Annotated in this window: 18 protein-coding genes, 1 other RNA gene and 1 other annotated feature (1 of these 20 cut by a window edge); all 19 genes read left to right on the top strand. The window is 42.6% G+C overall.

Annotated features, from left to right (window positions below):
• Positions 1-117: a binding site (T-box leader), on the top strand (it extends 111 nt beyond the left edge of the window).
• A gap of 52 nt (positions 118-169) precedes the next feature.
• On the top strand, positions 170-1,441 hold the full coding sequence (gene hisS, locus BO219_RS09635) for a histidine--tRNA ligase (RefSeq protein ID WP_077429372.1): 1,272 nt from the start codon (positions 170-172) through the stop codon (positions 1,439-1,441).
• Positions 1,442-1,452: 11 nt separating this feature from the next.
• On the top strand, positions 1,453-3,231 hold the full coding sequence (aspS, locus tag BO219_RS09630; RefSeq protein ID WP_077429371.1) for an aspartate--tRNA ligase: 1,779 nt from the start codon (positions 1,453-1,455) through the stop codon (positions 3,229-3,231).
• A 50-nt stretch (positions 3,232-3,281) separates the two neighbouring features.
• Positions 3,282-3,474, top strand: a non-coding RNA gene (gene ssrS, locus BO219_RS09625) — 6S RNA.
• Positions 3,475-3,586: 112 nt separating this feature from the next.
• Positions 3,587-4,351 (top strand): tRNA threonylcarbamoyladenosine dehydratase, encoded by a 765-nt coding sequence (locus tag BO219_RS09620; protein ID WP_077429370.1) that lies wholly within the window; start codon positions 3,587-3,589, stop codon positions 4,349-4,351.
• A gap of 143 nt (positions 4,352-4,494) precedes the next feature.
• Entirely contained in the window at positions 4,495-7,554 is a 3,060-nt protein-coding gene (locus BO219_RS09615; protein WP_077429369.1) for an efflux RND transporter permease subunit, read from the top strand.
• Between the two features lie 79 nt (positions 7,555-7,633).
• Complete coding sequence (locus tag BO219_RS09610) at positions 7,634-8,443, top strand: TetR/AcrR family transcriptional regulator (protein ID WP_077429368.1); 810 nt, start codon at positions 7,634-7,636, stop codon at positions 8,441-8,443.
• A gap of 12 nt (positions 8,444-8,455) precedes the next feature.
• On the top strand, positions 8,456-9,736 hold the full coding sequence (locus tag BO219_RS09605; RefSeq protein ID WP_077429367.1) for a replication-associated recombination protein A: 1,281 nt from the start codon (positions 8,456-8,458) through the stop codon (positions 9,734-9,736).
• Positions 9,737-9,809: 73 nt separating this feature from the next.
• Positions 9,810-10,226 (top strand): cysteine metabolism transcriptional regulator CymR, encoded by a 417-nt coding sequence (gene cymR, locus BO219_RS09600; protein WP_077429383.1) that lies wholly within the window; start codon positions 9,810-9,812, stop codon positions 10,224-10,226.
• A 15-nt stretch (positions 10,227-10,241) separates the two neighbouring features.
• The gene (locus tag BO219_RS09595; RefSeq protein ID WP_077429366.1) at positions 10,242-11,387 is read left to right on the top strand and encodes a cysteine desulfurase family protein; all 1,146 of its coding nucleotides are present in this window, start codon (positions 10,242-10,244) and stop codon (positions 11,385-11,387) included.
• Between the two features lie 15 nt (positions 11,388-11,402).
• Positions 11,403-12,500, top strand: a complete 1,098-nt coding sequence (gene mnmA / locus BO219_RS09590; RefSeq protein ID WP_077429365.1) for a tRNA 2-thiouridine(34) synthase MnmA — start codon at positions 11,403-11,405, stop codon at positions 12,498-12,500.
• A 62-nt stretch (positions 12,501-12,562) separates the two neighbouring features.
• Positions 12,563-13,219 carry a tetratricopeptide repeat protein gene (locus BO219_RS09585; protein ID WP_041638053.1) on the top strand — a complete coding sequence of 219 codons (657 nt, stop codon included), beginning with the start codon at positions 12,563-12,565 and terminating at the stop codon, positions 13,217-13,219.
• 12 nt (positions 13,220-13,231) lie between these two features.
• The gene (gene recD2, locus BO219_RS09580; protein WP_077429364.1) at positions 13,232-15,586 is read left to right on the top strand and encodes an SF1B family DNA helicase RecD2; all 2,355 of its coding nucleotides are present in this window, start codon (positions 13,232-13,234) and stop codon (positions 15,584-15,586) included.
• A 100-nt stretch (positions 15,587-15,686) separates the two neighbouring features.
• Positions 15,687-15,878 carry a hypothetical protein gene (locus BO219_RS09575; RefSeq protein WP_021093919.1) on the top strand — a complete coding sequence of 64 codons (192 nt, stop codon included), beginning with the start codon at positions 15,687-15,689 and terminating at the stop codon, positions 15,876-15,878.
• Between the two features lie 10 nt (positions 15,879-15,888).
• Positions 15,889-16,029, top strand: a complete 141-nt coding sequence (locus BO219_RS09570) for a YrzQ family protein (protein ID WP_006320530.1) — start codon at positions 15,889-15,891, stop codon at positions 16,027-16,029.
• 87 nt (positions 16,030-16,116) lie between these two features.
• Entirely contained in the window at positions 16,117-17,175 is a 1,059-nt protein-coding gene (locus tag BO219_RS09565) for an AI-2E family transporter (protein ID WP_006320531.1), read from the top strand.
• 309 nt (positions 17,176-17,484) lie between these two features.
• Positions 17,485-20,118 (top strand): alanine--tRNA ligase, encoded by a 2,634-nt coding sequence (gene alaS / locus BO219_RS09560; protein ID WP_077429363.1) that lies wholly within the window; start codon positions 17,485-17,487, stop codon positions 20,116-20,118.
• Positions 20,119-20,201: 83 nt separating this feature from the next.
• Positions 20,202-20,468 carry an IreB family regulatory phosphoprotein gene (locus tag BO219_RS09555; RefSeq protein ID WP_035020016.1) on the top strand — a complete coding sequence of 89 codons (267 nt, stop codon included), beginning with the start codon at positions 20,202-20,204 and terminating at the stop codon, positions 20,466-20,468.
• 4 nt (positions 20,469-20,472) lie between these two features.
• The gene (gene ruvX, locus BO219_RS09550; protein WP_077429362.1) at positions 20,473-20,895 is read left to right on the top strand and encodes a Holliday junction resolvase RuvX; all 423 of its coding nucleotides are present in this window, start codon (positions 20,473-20,475) and stop codon (positions 20,893-20,895) included.
• Positions 20,896-20,900: 5 nt separating this feature from the next.
• Positions 20,901-21,194, top strand: coding sequence for a DUF1292 domain-containing protein (locus BO219_RS09545; protein ID WP_004889318.1), 294 nt, complete (start codon positions 20,901-20,903; stop codon positions 21,192-21,194).
• Positions 21,195-21,289: the final 95 nt, after the last annotated feature.

The raw sequence follows: 21,289 nt of genomic DNA, 5'->3' as shown, positions 1-21,289 counted from the left end.
TTCTCTTTGAACGCGTCAGTTAGTAGGAGAGAACGCTTTCCGGGCGTTATCGGATGAAAGTGGAAGCATGCGCTTCAACTAGGGTGGCACCACGGGAACTCGTCTCTCGTCCCTAATTTATTAGGGGTGGGAGATTTTTATTTGCATAAAAACTGAAGGAGGGAAACATATGTCATTTCAAATTCCGCGCGGAACGCAAGACATTTTGCCCGAACAAGCAGCAAAATGGCAATATATTGAACACATTGCGCGCGAACTTTGCCGTCGTTACAATTATCAAGAAATTCGCACCCCCATTTTTGAACATACGGAGCTGTTTTTACGCGGTGTCGGTGATACAACGGATATTGTTCAAAAAGAAATGTACACATTTGAAGATCGTGGCGGTCGAAGTTTAACGCTTCGTCCAGAAGGAACAGCAGCGGTTGTTCGCTCATTTGTTGAAAATAAAATGTATGGCTACCCGAATCAGCCAGTGAAATTGTATTACATGGGGCCGATGTTCCGTTACGAACGTCCGCAAGCAGGTCGTTTTCGTCAGTTCGTCCAATTTGGTGTCGAAGCACTCGGAAGTAACGATCCTGCGATTGATGCTGAAGTCATCGCTTTAGCGATGGACATTTACCACACGCTCGGATTGAAAAAGCTGAAACTTGTCATCAATAGTTTAGGTGATGTTGAAAGTAGAAAAGCGCACCGCCAAGCGCTCATCGATCATTTCCAACCTCGCATTCATGAGTTTTGTGATGATTGCCAAGCGCGGTTACATAAAAATCCAATGCGCATTTTAGACTGTAAAAAAGATCGCGACCACGAACTGATGCGTACTGCACCATCGATTCTTGATTACTTAAATGAACAGTCGCGCACATATTTTGAAAAAGTGCAAATGTATTTACAGAAGCTTGGCATCGCATTTGAAGTCGATTCACGGCTTGTGCGCGGTTTAGACTATTACAATCATACGGCATTTGAAATTATGAGCGAGGCAGAAGGGTTTGGCGCCATTACGACGCTATGTGGCGGTGGGCGTTATAACGGTCTCGTTCAAGAAATTGGCGGACCGGAAACGCCAGGGATCGGATTCGCTTTAAGCATTGAGCGCTTGCTTGCTGCATTAGAGGCCGAGGGCATTTCGTTACCGATTTTAGAAGGAATTGACTGTTATGTTGTAGCTTTAGGAGAACAAGCAAAAGAAGAAGCAGTTGCGCTTGTTGCTGCGCTACGTAAAGAAGGCATTTCGGCAGAAAAAGATTATCAAGATCGAAAAGTGAAAGCACAGCTTAAAGCTGCCGACCGTTTACATGCGACGTATGTTGCAATTTTAGGTGAAGATGAATTGCGAAAAGGTGTCATTAACGTAAAACATATGGCAACGGGAGAACAGCAAGAAGTGCCTCTTGACACATTTATTTCACATATGAAACACGTATTGAAATAGGAGGGGAAAGTATGTTCGGAAGGACGCATTATTGTGGAGAAGTAACAGATATGGCGATCGGTCAAACGGTGCGCTTAAAAGGATGGGTGCAAAAACGTCGCGATCTCGGAGGGCTTATTTTTATCGATTTGCGCGACCGTACAGGTATTGTGCAAATTGTATTTAGCCCAGATGTGTCAAAAGAGGCGTTGCAAGTAGCAGAAACAATTCGTAGCGAATACGTGTTAGACGTAGAAGGAACGGTCGTTCAACGCGAAGAAGGACAAGTTAATCCGAATTTACCGACTGGAACAATTGAAGTGCATGCGACGCACGTGACGATTTTAAGTGAAGCAAAAACGCCGCCGTTTCCGATTTCAGATAAAACAGATGTATCCGAAGACGTTCGCTTAAAATATCGCTACTTAGATTTGCGTCGCCCGGTGATGTTCCAGACGTTTCAAATGCGCCATCAAGTAACGAAAGCGATTCGCGACTTTTTAGACGAAGAAGGCTTTTTAGAAGTAGAAACGCCAATTTTAACGAAAAGTACGCCAGAAGGGGCGCGCGATTACTTAGTGCCAAGCCGTGTACATCCAGGCGAGTTTTATGCGTTACCACAATCGCCGCAAATTTTTAAACAATTATTAATGGTCGCTGGCTTTGAACGATATTATCAAATCGCTCGTTGTTTCCGCGATGAAGATTTACGTGCTGATCGTCAACCAGAATTTACACAAGTCGATATTGAAACATCGTTTATGAGTCAAGACGATATTTTAGCAATGATCGAGCGAATGATGGCGCGCGTCATGAAAGTCGCAAAAGGAGTCGACATCTCTATTCCGTTCCCGCGCATGTCATACGATGAAGCGATTGCGCGTTACGGTTCGGACAAGCCAGATACGCGTTTTGGACTTGAGCTTGTTGATTTATCCGAGCAAGTGAAAGATTGCGGGTTTAAAGTGTTTGCAAGCGCGGTGCAAAACGGCGGACAAGTGAAGGCGATCAATGTGAAAGGTGCAGCGGATAAATATTCGCGTAAAGATATTGATGCGCTAACGGAATATGTCGCTCGTTATGGAGCAAAAGGATTAGCTTGGTTGAAAGTTGAAGCAGACGGCTTAAAAGGACCAATTGCTAAGTTTTTCAATGAAGATGAACAAAAACAAATGATGCAAACACTTGAAGCAGAAACGGGTGACTTATTGTTATTTGTCGCTGATAAAAAATCGGTTGTTGCCGATGCGCTTGGTGCATTGCGTTCAAAGTTAGGAAAAGATTTACAGTTGATTGACGAATCAGCGTTTCATTTCTTATGGATTACAGATTGGCCACTATTTGAATACGACGAAGAAGAAGGTCGTTATTATGCAGCGCATCATCCGTTTACCATGCCTGTTCGTGAAGATGTGCCAAAATTTGAAACAGACCCAGCGAGCGTTCGAGCGCAAGCATACGATCTTGTGTTAAATGGATATGAGCTAGGTGGAGGCTCACTCCGTATTTTCGAGCGTGATATACAAGAAAAAATGTTTAAAACGCTCGGCTTTACTGAAGAACAAGCGCGTGAACAGTTTGGCTTTTTGCTAGAAGCGTTTGAATACGGTACGCCTCCACATGGGGGAATTGCGCTTGGATTAGACCGGCTTGTCATGTTGCTTGCGGGGCGTTCGAATTTACGTGATACAATCGCCTTCCCGAAAACAGCGAGCGCGAGTTGCTTGTTAACGGAAGCGCCAAGTGCAGTTAGCGAAGAGCAATTAGAAGAATTACATTTGCGAATCAAAGACGTTCAAAAAGTAGACTAAATTTGTAACGTTGCAAATACGTTCGAAGTGTGCTAACATACAAGTAACAACAAGTCCTGATGTGTTTGTCGTATCACCTATTGTTTTGACCGAACAATGTGTGATACGGGAGCCCGGGTTTTCAGGTGGCGTACATGCCTCATTTACATAGAGAGGACGTACATAAGCTTGAAACAGGGCACCCACCTGTGAGAGAGCGGGTTCAAAACAAAGGCCATCAGCGACGGCACGATTGGGACTTAGGAAACAAAAACGAATGAAGCCTTGACGTAAAGAACATGCTTTACGTCAAGGCTTTATTTGTGCCACAATGCATATATATCCGATTGAAAGACTTACATATGGGAGGAACAACATGTTACATCAATTTTCTCGTAATGAACTCGCAATCGGGAAAGAAGGTTTAAAAAAATTAAGCGAAAGCACAGTGGCCGTTCTTGGCATTGGAGGTGTCGGATCATTTGCGGTTGAGGCGCTTGCTCGTTCAGGGGTTGGACGTCTCATTTTAATCGATAAAGACGATATTGACATTACAAATGTGAACAGACAAATTCATGCGCTATTATCTACTGTCGGTCGTCCGAAAGTAGAAGTGATGAAAGAGCGCATCGCAGACATTAATCCAGCATGCGAAGTCATTGCGTTAAAAATGTTTTATACAGAAGAGACGTATGAACAAATTTTTTCGTACGATATTGACTACGTCATTGATGCATCCGATACGATTTCGTATAAAATTCATCTAATGAAACAATGTTTAGAACGAAACATCCCAATTATTTCAAGCATGGGAGCGGCAAATAAAATGGATCCGACCCGTTTTCGCATTGCTGATATTTCAAAAACGCATACGGATCCGATTGCAAAAGTTATTCGCACGAGATTGCGGAAAGAAGGAATTAAAAAAGGCATCACCGTTGTTTTCTCGGATGAAATTCCAATTGTCATTCGCGAAGACGTGCGAAAGGAAGTAGGAAATGATGAGGCAACCATTCGTAAGGCAAAAATACCACCTTCATCGAATGCGTTTGTTCCATCGGTTGCTGGCCTCATCATGGCTGCACATGTTGTACAACAATTATTAAAAGATATTCCGATCCAACGTGTCGATCAACAATGAGCGCAAAGGGAACTCCTTTGCGTTTTTTTACAGCACATTATTAGTTGCAAAGGAGAGGAAATTGAATTATAGTGAAATTGTGACTGTATGGTCGTAGAAAAACGACCAATTGGTCATATTTCGAGAAAGAAAGGAAGAGCGAGATGAACTTTTTAACGAGGTTTAGTTTAAAAAACTCCGTCGCTGTATTTATCATCTCATTTCTACTCATATTAGGCGGACTATATTCATTTTCTTCTTTAAAAGTTGACTTGTTGCCAAATATTGAGTTTCCACAATTGTCTGTGGAAGTCATTTATCCGGGCGCTTCACCAGAAGATATGAATGAGCAAGTGACGACAAAGTTAGAAGAAAAGTTCAAAGGAGTGGAAGGGGTAAAGAAGCTCCAGAGCACATCGTTTGAAAGTATTTCTATTATTAACTTAGAGTTTCCGTTCAACACGGACATGGATGAAGTTGAGCGACAAGTTGAATCGCTCATGAAAGAAGCGAATTTGCCAGCAAACGTGCAGACGAAAGTGAATCGTTTCTCGTTTGGTACGTTCCCGATTTATAATATTTCTTTATTTGCAAAAGGGGATACGAACGTACAACAGCTGTTGGATGATACAATTATTCCAGAGTTGAAAAAAATTAATGGCATTAACTCCATTTCTGTCGGTGGGATGGAAGAAGACATTGTTCAAATTACAGTTGATAAACAAAAAGCGTTGCAATACGGCTTAAGCTTAACGCAAATTAAAGAACAAATTAATGAAAAATTTTTAGCGTTCCCTGCCGGAAACGTTCAAACAGAAACTGTACAAATTCCGATTCGCGTACAACAAAAAATTGAAACGATTAAACAACTTGAAGATTTACCGTTATCTTCTCCATTGATGAACGCATCACCGGGAGCACCAGCAAGTGGACAGCAAGCTCCCACAAAAATTACGTTGAAAGATGTAGCGACGATTGAAGCAGTGACAGACCAAGGAGAAATTACGCGCTACAACTTACAACCATCTTTATCGATGGCGATTACGAAAAAGCAAGATGCGAACACGGTTGAAGTAGCGGACAAAGTGATAAACGTACTTGACAAATATAAAGACAAAATAGACTATGCAATAGGATTTGATTCTGCTGAAGGAATTAAAAAGTCTGTCGAAACGCTCGTGCGTGAAGGATTGCTTGGGGCATTGTTTGCCTCCATTGCAGTGCTCGTCTTTTTACGAAACGTGCGTGCCACAATCATTGCCATTGTTTCCATTCCACTTTCGTTATTAGTCGCATCTATTTTCTTACAGCGGATGGATATTTCTTTAAACATTATGACGTTAGGTGGAATGGCAGTTGCGGTCGGGCGAGTAGTTGACGACAGCATCGTTGTCATCGAAAACATTTTCCGTCGCGTGCGTAAGTCAAAAACCGGGATGACAGATGAACTTGTCGAAGACTCGACGAAAGAAATTTTAAAGGCAATTACATCGTCTACTATCACGACCGTCGTTGTCTTTTTACCGCTCGGTCTCGTTGATGGCGTGACAGGCGAGTTTTTCTTACCATTTGCGCTAACGATTGTGTTTTCGCTTTTAATGTCGCTCGTTGTGGCCATTACGATCGTTCCAATTTTAGCGAAGTTTTCGTTTAAAAAAGTGCCGCCAGAAGAAAAAGAAGGTGCGTTGCAACGAGCTTACGGTAAAGCGATTGAATGGGCGCTCGATCATAAAAAAATTGTCTTGTTTTTGTCTGTTTTATTGCTCGGTGGCTCATTCGCTATCGTACCGAAGTTAGGCTTTACATTTATTCCGAACGAAGAACAAAAATCATTAATTGCTGCAGTCGAACTACCATCGTCTACGCCATTAGAAAAAACGAACGATGTATCGTTAAAAATCGAAAATATGTTTGCTTCGATGAAGGAGATTGAAGAAGTTACTGCAGGAATTGGTAGCCGTGACTTCCGTAGCGGATTAAAGCGGAAAAACCAAGCGAACTATTTTATTACGTTGAAAGAAGACACGAACGTGAGCACGTTCATTAAAAAGTTGGAAAAAGAAATGGAAACAATCGCTAATGAGGAAGTAAAAGGTGCAAAAGTCGGCGTTCAAGAATTGCAATCTGGTGGACCGCCGTCAAACAATAACGTGAATATTGACTTGTACTCGACCGACTTAAATGCATTACAACAAGCGGCGAAAGATGTAGAAGCGTACTTAAAAACGCGCGATGATTTGAAATATGTCACAAATAACTTTACAGATAAACAAAAACAAGTAGTCGTTAACATCGACACGAATAAAGCAATGGAATACGGTGTATCAGGCTTTCAAATTCTCGGTACAATCGCCGATCAAACTCGTCCGGTTCAAGTCGGCACGTTGACGTTAGACGATGAAGAGCGGACAGTACAATTGTCATATGACAAACAAATGGCATCGATCGAAGAGTTAGAAAACACGCTTATTTTCACAAAGTTCGGACCAGTGCCAGTAAAACAATTGGCAGACGTGCAAGAAGTCGATACATTTACATCCATTCAAAAACTTGATGGAAAAGTGTTTGCACGTGTGTCTGCTCAAGTCGTTGGTGACAACATTCAAAAAGTTACACAAGATGTCATCAATGGTGTAAAAAAAGAAATTGATTTACCAAAAGATGTCTCACTCGAAGGTGGCGGCGGAAGCGATGAAACGGTAGAAACGTTCCAACAGCTCGGTTTAGCGATGGTTGTAGCGATTGGGCTTGTGTATATTACGATGCTCATTACGTTTGGAAAAGCCCGTATTCCGTTTATTATTTTATCATCGCTTGTGTTCGTTCCAATCGGTTCGTTGCTCGGCTTATTTATTGCGAATGAACCGATGTCCGTCAGCGTCATGATCGGTTTATTAATGCTCATTGGAATTGTGACAACGAATGCGATCGTTCTCGTTGACCGCATCGGGCAAAATCGTGAGCAAAAAGGAATGACGATTCGTCAAGCGCTTATTGAAGCAGGTAAAACGCGGTTACGTCCGATTTTAATGACAGCATTTGCGACGGTGGCCGCACTCATTCCGCTTGCGTTGACGAAGTCATCGGGAACGCTCATTTCTAAAGGGTTAGCGATTACGGTCATCGGTGGATTGACGTCATCAACGTTATTGACGTTAATTCTCGTTCCTGTTGTATACGAACTATTTTTCTTCCGACAAGCGAAAAAAGAACGACAAGCATAATTGGAGACAGGCTGGCTGAAATTCGGTCAGCCTGTTGTGTTATAATAAAATGAGAAACGAACAGTAAGGATGGGGCCTCATGAGCAGAAAAGAACAAATTATTGAAGTCGCAATGAAACTATTTGCTGAAAAAGGATATCATGCGACAACGATGCAAGAAATTGCTGAACATAGTCAGTTAGCCAAAGGATCATTATACAACTACTTTAAGTCAAAAGAGGAAATTGTGCTGTCCATTTTTCAATATCATTACGATCAGCTGTTTCAACAATTTGCACGTATCGCTTCTGATCGATCGTTGACAGCACGTGAAAAATTTTTAAAACAGCTTTCTTTGCAAATTGAAGCGTTTGAACAGCATAAAGAAATTGTACAAATGCATATGGGCGATCATGCACAAAAAGTTAGTGAAGACGTTCACGCGCTTGTTTTGCGCATTCGTTCCCATTTATTTGACTGGTACGTTCAATCACTTATCGATGTATACGGGGAACGTATTCGTCCGTATGTGCTTGATTGTGCCATTATGTTAAATGGCATGTTAAAAGAATATTTATTTTTTGCTCTGTTTGAACAAAAGTCGTTTCCTTTTCAACGATTAGCCCCTTTTTTAATCGAGCGGCTTGATGCGCTTGTCGATAGTTTACAGCACGACATGCCGTTGCTAAGCCACGATGCCCAAGCAGAAAAAACACGTGCCCTTGCGCTTATTGAGGAGATGATTGAAGAAGCAGGCGATCATCATATTGTGGAGCTACTCAAACAGTTAAAAACAGAAATACAACAGGATGACCCGAGAAAAGCGATTGTTGATGCGTTTCTTTTATATTTACAACAAAGTCATATGCGCCAATTTGTTCCTGCCCTACGTGCAGCGTTAGCATTGTGAGGTGAGAAAACGATGTTGTTTGCTCAAGAGCCGCTTGCTTATCGTATGCGCCCGCGTACGATTGATGAAGTTATCGGACAAGACGATGTCATCGGTTCACATACAGCGCTATATCGAATGATTAAAAATGGTTATGTGCCATCGTTATTGCTTTACGGACCGCCTGGCGTCGGGAAAACATCGCTTGCTTATGCGATCGCTGGAACGGTACAACGTCCGTTTTATATGCTCAATGCGACGACGGCAGGAAAAAAAGAAATGGAAGAAATAGTGGCGGATGCTCGCTTTGAAGGCAACGTTATTTTATTTATTGATGAAATTCATCGTTTCACAAAAGCGCAACAAGATTATTTATTACCACATGTCGAAAGCGGTTTGATTACCCTCATTGGTGCGACGACAGAAAATCCATTTCATTCGATTAATCCGGCTGTTCGCAGTCGCTTAGGACAAATAAAACAGTTGCAGCCATTAACAAAAGAGAAGACGCTCGCATTATTGCACCGCGCTTTAGCCGATCGTGAACGAGGATTAGGCGATTGGCATATTGACATTAGCGATGAGGCGCTTTCGATCATTGCTGAAGGGGCAAACGGAGATGCTCGAGCGGCATTGACGATTTTAGAGGAAGTCGTATATGCAACGAAACAAAGGGATCAATATGCTGTTGTGGATGTGCAAGCTGTTTTGTCTTGTGTAGAAAACAAGTCGCTAACGTATGATAAACAAGGAGATACGTATTATTCTTTACTTTCCGCTTTTCAAAAAAGTATTCGCGGCAGTGACGTAGATGCTTCGCTTCACTATTTAGCAAGGCTTCTTGAAGGTGGCGATCTTACCGCTGTTTGCCGTCGCCTTGCAGTCATTGCTTATGAAGATATTGGATTAGCCAATCCACTGATCGGTGTGAAGGTGATGAGCGCGATCGAAGCCGCAGAGCGTCTCGGTATGCCAGAAGCACGCATTCCGCTTTCAGTCGTGACGATTGACATGTGTTTATCACCGAAATCAAATAGCGCCTATAAAGCAATCGATCAAGCGCTTATAGATGTGCGAAACGGAAAAGGACAATCGATTCCGCTTCATTTGCAAGATGCTCACTATGCGGGGGCGAAACATCTTGGACGCGGAATAGGGTATAAATATCCACACGATTATCCATACGGTTGGGTGGCACAACAATACTTACCTGATGATTTAATCGGAGTGCAATATTATCAACCGAAACAAAACGGCGAAGAAAAGCAATTCGCTTCCGTTTATGAGCGGCTCAATGAACGAAAAAAGCAGTAACGTTCCTCTGTTTCGTATTTTTATGTTATAATGGCTTGTGTTTCTTTTGACAGTGAATGAGGGGATGATTCGTTTGAAAATATCTACAAAAGGTCGATACGGTTTAACGATTATGATTGAGTTGGCGAAACGATATGGAGAGGGACCGATTTCATTAAAATCGATCGCTCAAATGAATAATTTGTCGGAGCATTATTTAGAACAACTCATTTCCCCATTGCGAAACGCTGGTTTAGTGAAAAGCGTTCGCGGAGCGTATGGCGGTTACATTTTAGCAGATGAACCATCAAAAATTACTGCGGGCGATGTTATTCGTGTGTTGGAAGGACCGCTTCAAGTCGTTGAAGAACTAGAAGATGAAGAACTAGCGAAACGTGAATTATGGATGCGCGTTCGCGATGCGGTAAAAGAAGTGTTAGATAGCACGACGCTTGAAGACTTAGCAAGTCATACCGACGACCACGGTGATGCATATATGTTTTATATCTAGGAAAGGAGAATGTATTTGGAGCGCATTTATTTAGACCACGCAGCGACGTCTCCTGTTCATCCGCAAGTTGTGGAGGCAATGATACCGTACATGACAACATATTTTGGCAACCCATCAAGCATTCATTCATTCGGTCGTGAAACACGACGTGCCCTTGATGAAGCGAGGGAGACCATTGCTAAAACGATCGGGGCAAAAGCGAACGAAATCATTTTTACAAGCGGTGGAACAGAGGCGGATAATTTAGCGATCATTGGTGTGGCAATGGCGAATCGCGAGAGAGGACGACACATCATTACAACGTCTGTCGAACATCATGCTGTATTAAACACGTGCAAATATTTACAGAAACAAGGATTTGATGTGACATACTTACCTGTGGATGAGCATGGCGTCATTTCTATTGAACAGCTAAAAAGCGCGTTGCGCGACGATACGGTTCTTGTCTCTATCATGTTTGGCAACAACGAAACAGGTGTGTTGCAACCAATTCATGATATTGGTCAATTGCTTCATGACCACGATGTGTATTTTCATACAGATGCAGTACAAGCGTATGGTCTCGTTCCGATCGATGTGCACGAACTCGGCATCGATTTACTTTCCGTATCAAGCCATAAAATTAACGGACCAAAAGGAGTCGGCTTTTTATACGTACGTGAAGGGGTTCGTCTGACGCCACACATATACGGCGGAGAACAAGAAAGAAAACGACGTGCAGGGACAGAAAACGTACCCGGTATTGTCGGATTGCAAAAAGCAGCTGAACTCGCACAACAAATGATGTCTGAAAAACGAGCGTTATATGAACAGTTTCAACGTATCATGTTGACGACATTTGAACGAGAAGGCATTCATTACGCGGTGAACGGTCATGAAACAAATCGTTTGCCACATGTATTAAATGTTGCGTTTTTCGGAACAAATGTAGAAGCATTGCTTGTCAATTTAGATTTAGCAGGCATTGCCGCCTCAAGCGGCTCGGCGTGTACAGCTGGCTCAATTGATCCGTCACATGTGTTAGTGGCGATGTACGGAAATGAATCGGAGCGCATTCGTTCTTCTGTTCGTTTTAGCTTTGGATATGGAAATACGTTGGAACAAGTCGAACGAGCAGCATATGATATTGCAAAAATTGTGAAACGGCTAACAACAGCGTGAAAGGAGTGGAAAATAATGGCGAGAGTTGTTGTTGGAATGTCCGGTGGGGTCGACTCATCTGTTGCCGCCCTTTTATTAAAACAACAAGGGTACGATGTCATCGGCATTTTTATGAAAAACTGGGACGACACCGACGAAAACGGGGTATGTACCGCAACAGAAGATTACGAAGATGTCGTGCGTGTGTGCAACCAAATTGGTATTCCGTATTATGCGGTCAACTTCGAAAAGCAATATTGGGAAAAAGTATTTACGTACTTTTTAGACGAATATAAAGCAGGGCGTACGCCAAATCCAGATGTGATGTGCAATAAAGAAATTAAGTTTAAAGCATTTTTAGAACATGCGATGGCGCTTGGAGCGGACTATTTAGCGACAGGACATTATGCCCGCGTTGCCTATCGCGATGGAGAATATCAATTGTTGCGCGGGTTAGATGCAAATAAAGATCAAACGTATTTTTTAAATCAGCTTGGCCAAGCTCAATTATCGAAAGTGTTGTTTCCAATCGGCGAATTACAAAAGTCCAAAGTGCGTGAAATCGCCAAAGAAGCCGGACTTGCGACAGCAGGAAAAAAAGATAGCACCGGCATTTGTTTCATCGGTGAACGCAATTTTAAACAGTTTTTAAGCAATTATTTACCTGCACAGCCGGGCAAGATGCAAACGCTCGATGGGGAAGTAAAAGGTACGCACGATGGCTTAATGTACTATACGATCGGACAACGCCACGGACTTGGTATTGGTGGTAGCGGAGAGCCTTGGTTCGTTGTTGGGAAAAATTTAAAAGACAACATTTTATACGTTGCACAAGGATTTGATAACGAATTGCTTTATTCTGATGCAATTATTGCAACGAACGTCAATTGGGTCAGCGATCGAAAACCGAATGAACCGATTGCTTGTACAGCGAAATTCCGTTATCGTCAACCAGATGTACCGGTGACAGTAGAAATGATTGATGAAACGACGGCACGCGTATCATTTAGCCAACGCGTACGCGCAGTTACGCCGGGGCAAGCGGTCGTTTTCTACAACGGTGAACAATGTCTCGGTGGCGGAACGATCGATCAAGTATTTCGCAACGGTGAAAGATTGACATACGTTGGCTAACCTTCAACTCAACAGACGAGTTGAAGGCTTTTTTGTTATAATATGCATATGAGGTGATAGTAATGGATTACAACGCACAAGGCATTCAATATATGCAGCAAGGACAATATGAAGAAGCGGTTAAATGTTTTCATGAAGCGATTGAACGACAACCGAACGATCCTGTTGGTTACATTAATTTTGGAAACGTATTAGCAGCTGTCGGTGAAGAAGAAAAAGCGATTCGCTTTTTCCATAAAGCACTTGAACTTGATGAAAAAGCAGCGACCGCTTATTACGGACTCGGATCCATTTATTACAATCGCCAACAATTTGAACGAGCGAAAGAACAATTTGAACGGGCGATTCGAGTCGGATTAGCAGATGGAGATGTGTTTTTTATGCTTGGCATGTCGCTTATGTACTTAGAGCAACCACGTTTAGCGCTACCATATTTTCAGCGGGCAGTAGAATTAAACGAGCGCGATGTCGAAGCGACATTTCAGCTCGGGCTTTGTTTCGCGCAACTACAGTTCGTGGATGAGGCGATGACGTATTTTGAACGGACGATTCATTTAAACGACCAACATGCAGATGCGTATTACAATTTAGGTGTCGCATATGCATACAAAGACGATCCGAAAACGGCATATGAGATGTTTGAAAAGGCGCTGGCTATTCAACCGGATCATTTGTTAGCAGGTCATGGGAAAAAGCTAATGGAACGCGCATTGCAATAACAAAGGGGGGAGATGGCGTTGCAACAACAGTTAGATTTAGACGGACGATCGTTTATTAAAGGCGTCCATGTCGGTACCATTTTTCATAACGAAGACAATTTATATTCAGTTATTCGTGTACGCGTAGAAGAAACAAATGAAGCGCATATAGAAAAAGACGTTGTTGTGACAGGCTATTTCCCTTTGCTCGGTGAGTATGATACATATACGTTTTTCGGCACATTTAAAGAACATCCGCGCTTTGGAAAACAATATGTTGTTGATCATTTTCGAAAAGAGTTTCCTGAAACGAAAGAAGGAGTGATTCAATATTTATCGGGCGGCATGTTTAAAGGAATCGGAAAAAAAACAGCAGCCGCGATCGTAGAAACGTTAGGTGAGCGAGCGATTTCAAAAATATTAGAAGATCCCGATGTGCTTGCGAACGTACCGAAGCTAACAAAAGCAAAAGCAAAGCAGCTGTATGAGACGTTGCGCGAACATGAAGGATTAGAACAAATTATGATTGCTTTGTCGCAATTTGGGTTTGGACCTCAATTATCGATGAAAATTTATCAAGTGTACAAAGATGAAACGTTACAAATCATTCGCACAAATCCATATCAACTTGTCGAAGACGTTGAAGGAATTGGATTTGGTCGCGCTGATGATCTCGGCTTGCAGCTCGGTATTTCGGGCAATCATCCGGATCGCATTCGGGCAGGTTGTTTATACGTCATGGAGCAACATTGCATGCAAGAAGGACATGTGTATATGACGTATGAACAACTCCTTACAGAAGTGAAACAATTGTTAGAGGCGAAACGGCAAGAAGCCGTTGAAGTTGCTTGCATTTCCCGTGAAATGATCCATTTATCTGAAGAAGGGAAGTTAATTGTGGAAGAAGATCGTTTTTACATCCCTTCCTTGTATTTTGCGGAAAAAGGTATCGTGTCAAACGTGAAGCGGCTGCTTGAGCAAAAGGGCATGACTACGTTTTCTGAAGCCGAATTTTTACTAGCGCTCGGTGAATGGGAAGAAGAAGCAAACATTCAATATTCGCAAAAACAAAAAGAGGCGATTCAACAAGCCCTTTGTTCCCCGTTGTTCATTTTAACAGGCGGACCAGGGACAGGAAAAACGACGGTCATTAATGGTATTGTTCATTTGTTCGCTAAATTGCATGGGCTATCGCTTGATCCGACGAGCTATGATACGGACGAGCCGTTTCCGATTTTACTTGCTGCTCCAACCGGCCGTGCAGCGAAGCGCATGACGGAATCGACAGGTTTGCCGGCGATGACGATTCATCGTTTGCTCGGCTGGAGTGGTGACGGGTTTCAACGTGGGGAAGACGAACCGATTAACGGAAAGTTGTTAATTGTCGATGAAATGTCCATGGTCGATACGTGGCTAGCGAATCAGTTATTAAAGTCTGTTCCATCATCCATGCAAGTCATTTTCGTTGGCGATGAAGACCAATTACCGTCCGTCGGACCAGGACAAGTGCTGAAAGACTTGCTTCGCGCAAACGTCATTCCGACCGTTCGCTTGACAGACATTTATCGCCAGGCAGAAGGTTCGTCGATCATTTCCCTTGCCCATGCGATTAAAGATGGAAACATTCCTCACGATTTGACGTTTCCACAAAAAGACCGTTCATTTATTCGTTGCACGGGCGGACAAGTCGTTGACGTCGTAAAAAAAGTAGCTGAAAACGCAAAACAAAAAGGATATCGCGCAAAAGACGTTCAAGTGCTCGCACCGATGTATCGCGGTCATGCAGGAATTGATCGATTAAACGAAACGTTGCAACAGCTATTTAATCCAAAACATGATCATAAACGAGAGCTTACGTTTGGTGATGTCGTTTATCGCGTAGGCGATAAAGTGTTACAGCTAGTCAATCAGCCGGATGAAAATGTGTTTAATGGCGATATCGGTGAGATCGTTGCGATTTTCTATGCCAACGAAAACGTAGAAAAACAAGATCTCGTTGTCGTTTCGTTTGATGGAAACGAAGTGACATACCCAAAACAAGAATTGAATCAAATTACGCACGCCTACTGTTGTTCGATTCATAAATCGCAAGGAAGCGAATTTCCGATCGTCATTTTGCCTGTTGTAAAAAGTTATTATCGCATGTTAAGGCGCAATTTATTGTACACAGCCATTACGCGCAGTAAACGATATTTAATTTTGTGCGGTGAAGAAGAAGCGTTCCAGCTTGGGGTCATGCGAACAGATGACGGAACGAGACAAACGACATTGTACGAAAAATTAACAAATACTATTTCGCCTGAGCAACAGCTGCTTCCGATGGAAGATGCAAACATCGGAATGGAAGGTGTTACCCCGTATGACTTTATGGAAAATGACGTAACATAATGACGGACACACATATTGGCACGCTCCTTCTTTCCGTGACGTATGTTTACGTAAAAAAATGACAAAGATAGAAGAAAAAATAAAGAGGAGTGTGTCCTTTATGTTAAAGTGTCCGAATTGTCAAAGTAAAGATTTGGGTAAAATCGGCGTTAATCAGTATTATTGCTGGAATTGCTTTATTGAGCTAACCGTCCAAAAAGGAATGATTTATACGCATCAGGTAGAAGAAGACGGAACGCTTAGCTCGCTCGACGATTTGTTTAGCGAACAGGAACGAACTTTGTTTTCGTAATGAAAGGAGAATGACGATGAATCGAACAATCGCTTCTTTAATTGCGATCGGTGCAGGAGTAGCAGCATACCAATTAGCGCAACGAAACGGCGGCATGAACATGCGCAATGTGCGAAAAGTCGGCAAACAAATGTTGCGCCCATTTATGTAACGAAAAAACGGCAATCTCATTTGAGGTTGCCGTTTGTTTGTATAACATCCCCTTTATATTCTAACACTATAACAAGGAGGGATGGTCTTGGAGCATTCACATCTGCATTTTTTCGTTCGTTTAACGAAGTTGCTATTCATTTTAGTTTGCTTATATTTTATTGTAAAGCTTCAGTCGGTATGGCTGCCGTTTTTACATGTATTTATTAAAATTATGACCCCTTTTCTCATCGCCGCATTCATTACATACTTATTGCATCCTGTTGTTGAATACGTTCATAAGCGAGGTATGCCGAGAGCGCTTGCCATTCTTGCCATTTATGCATTATTTTTTGGCGGAATCGGTTTTGCTGTTTACAAAGGGGCACCGTTGTTTATTGCTCAGCTAGAAGATTTAAATAAAAGCTTACCGATATTTGTTCGTACGTATGAACAATGGACGAATTATATTCATGAAGAAACGGCCACATGGCCTTATGATGTCCATCAACGCATTGAGGCGATGATGACAGAAGCGGAGTCATTTATTAGCGAGGCGGTTACAGGTGCGATTATTGGAGTGAAACAACTCATTAATCGAATCATCATCTTTTTTATTATTCCTTTCATTGCGTTTTACATGTTAAAAGATGTGGAGCTTATTAAAAAAGCAGCATGGGAATGGACTCCGAAAAAATGGCGCCATAAAGGTATGCAATTTTTACGCGACGTTGATCAAACGCTCGGTGGATATATTCGTGGACAATTGTTCGTCTGTTTTTTGATCGGAACGGCTGCTGCGCTTTCGTTTTGGCTTATTGATATGAAATATCCCCTCTTGCTTGGCATGATCGTCGGGGTTACAAATGTCATCCCGTATTTCGGACCAATTATTGGCGCCATTCCAGCGGCGATTATTGCTGCAACCGTATCAGTAAACAAATTGCTTCTTACTGTTGGAATCGTCTTTTTATTGCAGTTTATTGAAGGAAACATTTTATCCCCGCTTATTGTAGGGAAAAGCTTACATTTACATCCGCTTATTATTATGTTTTCCCTATTTGTTGGTGGAGAAATCGGTGGCATCATTGGTTTAATTGTTGCTGTTCCGATCGTTGCGATTGCTAAAGCGACATTTGTACACATTCGCTCGTTGAAAACAAATTGACAAAAAAAAGGGGCTTGTCTATAATTTTCACAAGAGTGATACATACAAAAACGATGACGGATCGAGTATGTTACAGCCCATCTTAAAGCGCTTTCGGCGCACAGAGAGGAATTTCCGTGGCTGAAAGAAATTCCAGATGAAGAGTAACAGAACGCTAATCCTGAGTGCAGGAAAACCCTGCCGACGAAGCCACGTTACGGCGGTTGAGGTGATGGACGTTTTGTCCATAAACAGGGTGGTACCGCGAGCAAGCTCTCGTCCCTGAGCAGGGATGGGAGTTTTTATATTTTTATAAGGGAGGAAGGAAACGTGAAGAAGCTAACATCTGCTCAAGTTCGTCAAATGTTTTTAGACTTTTTTAAAGAAAAAGGTCACGCTGTTGAGCCGAGCGCATCGCTTATTCCGATTGACGATCCGTCATTGTTATGGATCAATAGCGGTGTCGCAACGTTAAAAAAATATTTTGATGGCCGCGTCATTCCAGACAATCCGCGCATTTGTAATGCGCAAAAATCAATTCGTACAAACGACATTGAAAACGTCGGAAAAACGGCGCGCCACCATACGTTTTTTGAAATGCTCGGAAACTTCTCGATCGGCGACTATTTTAAACGAGAAGCGATTCATTGGGCATGGGAGTTTTTAACGAGCGAAAAATGGATCGGTTTTGATCCGAACCGTCTTTCTGTGACAATTCATCCAGAAGATGAAGAAGCGTTTGACATTTGGCATAACGAAATTGGATTGCCAGAAGAACGCATTATTCGATTGGAAGGGAACTTCTGGGATATCGGGGAAGGTCCGAGCGGTCCGAACACAGAAATTTTCTACGACCGCGGGGAACAATTTGGCAACGACCCGAACGATCCAGAATTATATCCGGGTGGAGAAAACGAACGTTATTTAGAAGTATGGAACCTCGTCTTTTCGCAATTTAACCATAACCCTGACGGTACATATACACCGCTTCCGAAGAAAAACATTGATACGGGCATGGGATTAGAGCGGATGTGCTCGATTTTACAAGACGTTCCGACAAACTTTGATACTGATTTATTTATGCCAATCATTCGTGCAACTGAACAAATTTCAGGGGAAACATATCGCACGGATGCCGAAAAAGACGTGGCATTTAAAGTCATTGCCGACCATATTCGTACGGTCACGTTTGCCATTGGCGACGGGGCGCTGCCATCGAACGAAGGACGCGGTTATGTGTTGCGTCGTTTATTGCGCCGTGCCGTTCGCTATGCGAAACAATTAAACATTCAACGTCCATTTATGTATGAGCTCGTTCCGGTTGTCGGTGAAATTATGGTCGACTATTATCCGGAAGTGAAAGAAAAAGCATCGTTCATTCAAAAAGTAATTAAAAATGAAGAAGAGCGCTTCCATGAAACGTTAAATGAAGGACTTGCAATTTTAGCAAGCGTCATCGAAAAAGAAAAACAACGTGGTAGCGATACAATTAATGGTGAAGATGTATTCCGTTTGTACGACACATACGGCTTCCCTGTGGAATTAACGGAAGAGTATGCGGAAGAAGAAGGAATGAAAGTTGACCACGACGGTTTTGAACGTGAAATGGAGCGCCAGCGCGAACGAGCACGTGCTGCACGTCAAGATGTTGATTCGATGCAAGTCCAAGGCGGCGTATTAGGCGACATTAAAGTAGAAAGCACGTTTGTCGGCTATGACCAGCTTTCTGTTTCTTCTGTTGTCGAAGTAATCGTAAAAGACGGACAACTTGTCAACGAGGTAAGCGAAGGACAAGAAGCGCAAGTGATTTTACGTGAAACGCCGTTTTATGCAGAAAGCGGTGGACAAATTGCTGACCGCGGTTGGATTGAAGGGGAAACAGGAAAAGCGTATGTAAAAGATGTCCAAAAAGCACCGAACGGTCAACATTTACATCACATCGTCGTCGAACAAGGGGTTATTCAAACAAACGGCACATATATCGCACATGTCGATGAAGCAGCGCGCGTCGATATTGTGAAAAACCATACAGCGACGCATTTGTTGCATCAAGCGTTAAAAGATGTGCTTGGTGTGCATGTGAACCAAGCTGGTTCGCTTGTTGCTCCTGACCGTTTACGCTTTGACTTTACGCATTTCGGTCAAGTAAAGCAAGAAGAGCTCGAGCAAATTGAAGCGATCGTTAACGAGCAAATTTGGCGCAATCTCCCTGTTGCGATTGAATATAAACCGCTCGATGAAGCAAAAGCGATGGGAGCGATGGCGCTATTTGGTGAAAAATATGGTGACATCGTGCGCGTCGTGCAAGTAGGCGACTATAGCTTAGAGCTTTGCGGTGGTTGCCATGTAACAAATACGGCAGAAATCGGTTTGTTTAAAATTGTTTCTGAATCGGGCATTGGGGCAGGTACACGTCGGATTGAAGCAGTTACAGGAAAAGCTGCGTATCGTTTAATGAATGATCAAATTGCATTATTAAAAGAAGTAGCGGAAAAATTAAAAACGAATCCGAAAGATGTGTTAACGCGCATCGATACACTCATGAACGATATGCGCGAATTGCAACGTGAAAATGAATCGCTTGCTGCTCGTTTAAGCCATATGGAAGCAGAAAATTTAGTGAACCAAGTAAAAGAAGTAAACGGTGTTCCACTTGTCACAAGTAAAGTGAACAACGCCGATATGAACAGCTTACGTGCAATGGTCGACGATTTAAAACAAAAATTAGGTTCAGCGATCATTGTGCTTGCTTCTGTACAACAAAATAAAGTAAACTTAATTGCTGGTGTCACAAACGACTTAATCGACCGCGGTTATCACGCTGGAAAACTCATTAAAGAAGTGGCGACGCGTTGTGGCGGCGGCGGCGGTGGCCGAGCGGATATGGCACAAGCGGGCGGAAAAGATGCGAATAAAGTAGATGAAGCACTTAAATTTGTCGAACAGTGGGTAAAATCTGTTTAATAAACGGTGGAAATCGTGTACAATGGATGTAAGGATGGATATGCCAGATTTCGTGGAACGTGAGAGTGGGGTGCAAAAAAACGGTGAGTTCGTTTGATAACACAATGCAATTTAACTTCTCGGAAGAACCGATGGACGTCGATGTTCGGGAAGTATTGCTTGCCGTATACGACGCATTACAGGAAAAAGGGTATAACCCAATTAACCAAATTGTCGGTTACTTGTTGTCTGGTGATCCAGCTTACATCCCTCGTCATAAAGATGCCAGAAACATGATTCGCAAAGTCGATCGCGACGAATTAATTGAAGAATTAGTGAAATTCTATTTACGAACACATCGTGAGGAATAGACACATGCGCATTTTAGGATTAGACTTTGGAACGAAAACGCTCGGCGTTGCCGTAAGCGACGAGTTAGGATGGACGGCTCAAGGCATCGAGACGATTCGTATCGATGAAGAAAACGGTGAATACGGCTTTGACCGTTTGCGCCAATTAATTGAAAAATATGCGGTCGAAGAAATTGTGATCGGGTTTCCGAAAAATATGAATGGTACAATTGGACCGCGCGGCGAGGCGACACAACGCTTTGCCGAACAAGTGAAACAAACGTTTTCACTTCCTGTCGTCTTGTGGGATGAAAGACTGTCCACCATGGCGGCAGAACGAATGTTAATCGCTGCGGACGTTAGTCGAAAAAAACGTAAAAAAGTGATCGACAAAATGGCTGCGGTGATGATTTTACAATCTTATTTGGACCATAAACAATTGAGGTGAACATGATGGAACACGGTGAAAAACACATTACAGTCGTTGACGAAGACGGCAACGAACAACTTTGCGAAGTACTATTTACATTTGAATCTGAAGAGTTCGGGAAATCTTACGTCTTGTACTACCCAATCGGTGCAGAAGAAGATGACAACGAAGAAATTGAAATTCACGCATCTTCTTTTATCCCAGGAGAAGATGGGCAGGCAGGAGAATTGCAGCCGATCGAAACAGAAGAAGAATGGGATATGATCGAAGAAATGCTAAACACATTTCTCGGTGAAGAGGAAGAAGATGAAGAATAAGAGGCTGACTATGCGTCAGCTTCTCAGACTGTTGACAAAATGGTTGTAAGACAGTTGTTTTACAACCATTTTGTTCCATTTTGATATTTGTTTTC

Source organism: Anoxybacillus kestanbolensis (genome assembly GCF_001996285.1).
GTDB classification, from domain to species: Bacteria; Bacillota; Bacilli; order Bacillales; family Anoxybacillaceae; genus Anoxybacillus; species Anoxybacillus kestanbolensis_A.
The sequence above is the reverse complement of the archived record's forward strand: the minus strand, read 5'-3'. Positions and strand labels throughout refer to the sequence as shown.